3 protein-coding genes are annotated in these 3,763 nt (G+C 60.3%); all 3 read right to left on the bottom strand.

What is annotated here, in order from left to right; translation table 11 throughout:
- On the bottom strand, window positions 1-1,616 hold a 1,616-nt coding region (locus tag F8N21_RS29990), incomplete at its 3' end, for a DEAD/DEAH box helicase (protein ID WP_150645564.1).
- A 224-nt stretch (window positions 1,617-1,840) separates the two neighbouring features.
- Window positions 1,841-2,656 (bottom strand): substrate-binding periplasmic protein, encoded by an 816-nt coding sequence (locus F8N21_RS29985; RefSeq protein WP_150645563.1) that lies wholly within the window; start codon window positions 2,654-2,656, stop codon window positions 1,841-1,843.
- Window positions 2,657-2,848: 192 nt separating this feature from the next.
- A complete protein-coding gene (gene metF, locus F8N21_RS29980) occupies window positions 2,849-3,694 on the bottom strand; it encodes a methylenetetrahydrofolate reductase [NAD(P)H] (protein WP_150644458.1) in 846 nt (281 codons plus the stop codon).
- Between the last annotated feature and the right edge of the window lie 69 nt (window positions 3,695-3,763).

The following is a 3,763-nucleotide window of genomic DNA, read 5'->3' as shown; positions in this document are numbered from 1 at the left end:
GTGCTGGCGCCGCTGCCATTGCGTGGAGCGCTTGGACGACCTGCGCCACCGCTGCGTGGCGCCGTACCGGCACCTGCGCCTGCACCAGCGCCTTGCGCCGGAGCGCCTGGACGACGGCCACGGCCTTGAGGTGCCTTTTGCTGCGGAATGTAATCGACGCGGTTACCGAAGTTATCAACGTCGTCGTCGAGAAACTCATCCGGTGCACGATCAGCTGCTGCACGTGGAGCCGGCTGGCGCTGTTCGCGGGCTGGAGTGCCTTCACGCGGTTTCTGCTCGCGAGCAGGTCGATCGGAGCGAGCTGCGGCCGCAGGCTTCTCTTTGCCGCCCTTGTCCTTGCCCTTGTCCTTGCGACCACCGCCGCCACCGCTGCCGTTCGGGCCGTCACCACGTGGGCCGCGCGGAGCATTGCGCGGGTTACGCACATCCGGACGCTCACGAACTTCAGGTTTCTCGGCTTCTACGGCACTGGAGTCAAAACCCATCAGGTCGCCATCGGCGATTTTCTGCTTGGTCATGCGCTCGATGCTTTTCAGCAGTTTTTCTTCATCCGGAGCCACCAGCGAGATCGCTTCGCCCGAACGACCGGCACGACCAGTACGGCCGATCCGGTGCACATAGTCTTCGTCGACGTTCGGCAGCTCGAAGTTGACCACGTGCGGCAGCTGGTCGATATCCAGGCCGCGAGCGGCGATATCGGTAGCAACCAGGATCCGCACTTCACCGGCCTTGAAATCGGCCAGGGCTTTGGTGCGGGCGTTCTGGCTCTTGTTCCCGTGAATGGCAACGGCGGTGAGGCCGTGCTTGTCCAGGTACTCGGCCAGGCGGTTGGCGCCGTGCTTGGTGCGGGTGAAGACCAGGACCTGTTCCCAGGCACCGGCAGTAATCAGGTGCGCCAGCAGCGAACGCTTGTGGCTGGCCGCCAGGCGGAATACCCGTTGCTCGATACGCTCGACCGTGGTGTTCGGTGGCGTGACTTCGATGCGCTCCGGGTTGTGCAACAACTTCCCGGCCAAGGCCGTAATGTCATTGGAGAAGGTCGCGGAGAACAGCAGGTTCTGACGCTTGGCCGGCAAGCGGGCCAGGACCTTTTTCACGTCATGGACGAAGCCCATGTCGAGCATCCGGTCGGCTTCGTCCAGCACGAGAATTTCCACGTGGGACAGATCGACGCTGCCTTGGCCGGCGAGGTCGAGCAAGCGGCCAGGACAGGCCACCAGCACGTCAACGCCACGGGACATGGCCTGAACCTGTGGGTTCATGCCGACGCCGCCGAAGATGCAGGCGCTGACGAATTTCAAGTCGCGAGCATAAACCTTGAAGCTCTCGTGCACTTGTGCCGCGAGTTCGCGAGTCGGGGTCAGGACCAGTACGCGTGGTTGGCGGGGGCCGTGACGCTGTGATTTGTCCGGGTGACCGTTGGGGAACAACCGCTCCAGAATCGGAAGGGCGAAGCCGCCGGTTTTACCAGTACCTGTCTGTGCCGCGACCATCAAGTCGCGACCTTGCAACACGGCGGGAATGGCCCGCTGTTGCACCGGAGTAGGCTCGGTATAGCCCGCTGCCTCGATGGCGCGGACTAAAGCCTCGGAGAGACCGAGGGAAGCAAAGGACATGAGTAATCCTGTTTTAGTTAGGGCTTGGCCCAAAGGGATAGTCTTGCCTGGCGCGAATGGCGTTTAAGAGGACGCAATCCCGTCCGGTCCTGCTGGGGCTTGAAGGCTCATCTGAAAGCGCCCGCGCGGGCCAAAGGCTGCGCTGTAGCGGTGTCGAGATGCCTTTTACAAGACCGAGCGTCCGGGCGTGAGCCTGGCGGGAAGGCGGGAGTATAACAGAGCAATCACTGCGCGCTGCTTTCCTGCTGCTCAACGGTTTTTTCAGGGGGGCTTGACGTTATCGAGTGCTGGGTCGCAAGGGTCTCGTTGCCGGCATACCGGGCGCTGAGCGCGGCATAGGCCGGTTCACGCTTGAAGCGCTTGAGTTCGGCGCCGAATCGCTGCACCAGCAAATCCATCCCGGCATTGCGCCGCAGCGCCAGAAACTGGCTATTACTGCTGATCACTGTCGGGTTTTCACTGATTTGATCGCGCAATTTCAATTCGTTGAGCAGGTACTGGCCAACCCGGCGATCAGTAATCAACAGATCGATTCGCCCTCGCAGCAGTTTGCCGAAGTTGGCTTCATGGCTGGGGGCCGGTTCGCGCAGAAACAGGGGCGATTCGCTGAAGTCCTGGCTGTACAGGTAACCCGGCGAGGTTCCGACAGTCAGCCCCCGCAAGTCCTCAAGGGTGTGAAAGAGGTGAGGCCGCTCATTGGCGTAGAACATCACAAAATCCACCTGCGACAGCGGTTCGCTGGGATAAAGCAGTGTGCTATCGCGTTCGTTACTGTGGAATATATCCAGGATACCGTCGGCCTGGCCTTGTTCGAGCATGGCCAGACAGCGCTTCCAGGGCAGAAACTGCCACTCGACTTCGATCCCCAGGCGCTGGAAGACAATCGCCGTGGTTTCGTAGTCCAGACCCCGAGCCTGGCCGTTTTCCTCATACACATAAGGTGCCCAGGGTTCGGTGACAATACGCAGCTTCTCGCCCCGGGCTGCAAGGCTCAGGCAAGTGAAAAGAAGGCCGGTGAACAGCTGGGCGAATAGAGGCATGGCTTGAGATTACGACGAGAAACCGTAAAGAGCCAGAAACTGGATCCGCAAGCTCTGGTTGAGGCGTCAAAAGCAAATGATCGCAACCTTCGGCAACTCCTACAGAGGAACATGAACCACCGCGTAGGAGCTGCCGCAGGCTGCGATCTTTTGATCTTGCTTAAAGCTTTCAACGTGTAGCTTGCAGCTGCCTCAACGCGGCAGCTTCAGGTTGTTCCACACCGCCAGGCTAGGTTCGGCCTGGTTCAGGGTATAGAAGTGCAACCCTGGTGCGCCACCTTGCAGCAAGCGTTCACACATCTGCGTGATGACCTGCTCGCCGAAAGCCTGGATGCTCTGGGTGTCATCACCGTAAGCTTCCAGTTGCTTGCGGATCCAGCGTGGGATTTCCGCGCCGCAGGCATCGGAGAACCGCGCCAGTTTGCTGTAGTTGGTGATCGGCATGATGCCCGGCACGATCGGGATGTTCACGCCCATGGCCCGTACACGCTCGACGAAATAGAAGTAGCTGTCGGCGTTGAAGAAGTACTGGGTGATTGCACTGTCGGCGCCAGAGTTGGCCTTGCGCACGAAGTTGAGCAGATCCTCTTCGAAATTGCGCGCTTGCGGGTGCATTTCCGGGTAAGCGGCGACTTCGATGTGGAAATGGCTGCCGGTCTCTTCGCGAATGAAACTCACCAGATCATTGGCGTGGCGCATTTCACCGCTGGCGATGCCCATGCCCGACGGCAGGTCACCGCGCAGGGCGACGATACGGGTGATGCCCGCATCCTTGTACTGGCTCAACAGGCCGCGCAGATCGTCCTTGCTGTCGCCAACGCAGGACATATGCGGCGCCGCAGGAATTTTTACTTCGTGCTCCAGCTGCAACACGGTATTCATCGTGCGATCACGGGTGGAGCCGCCTGCGCCATAAGTGCAGGAGAAGAAATCGGGGTTGTAACTGGCCAGATGACGGGCAGTGGCGAGGAGCTTTTCATGCCCGGCATCGGTCTTGGTCGGGAAGAACTCAAAGCTGTAGCGACGGTCTTGGGACATGGTCGTATCCTTGGAAACTCGAAAACCGGATGCTTGCCCCCGCGTAGGAGCTGCCGAAGGCTGCGATCT

The organism is Pseudomonas fluorescens, assembly GCF_902497895.1.
Lineage (GTDB): Bacteria > Pseudomonadota > Gammaproteobacteria > Pseudomonadales > Pseudomonadaceae > Aquipseudomonas > Aquipseudomonas fluorescens_BP.
This window is presented reverse-complemented; position numbering and strand designations above follow the sequence as displayed.

Excerpts from the sequence above, each read along its gene's own strand:
- F8N21_RS29985 (WP_150645563.1), bottom strand. The coding sequence starts at position 2,656 with ATGCCTCTATTCGCCCAGCTGTTCACCGGCCTTCTTTTCACTTGCCTG.
- metF (WP_150644458.1), bottom strand. The coding sequence starts at position 3,694 with ATGTCCCAAGACCGTCGCTACAGCTTTGAGTTCTTCCCGACCAAGACC.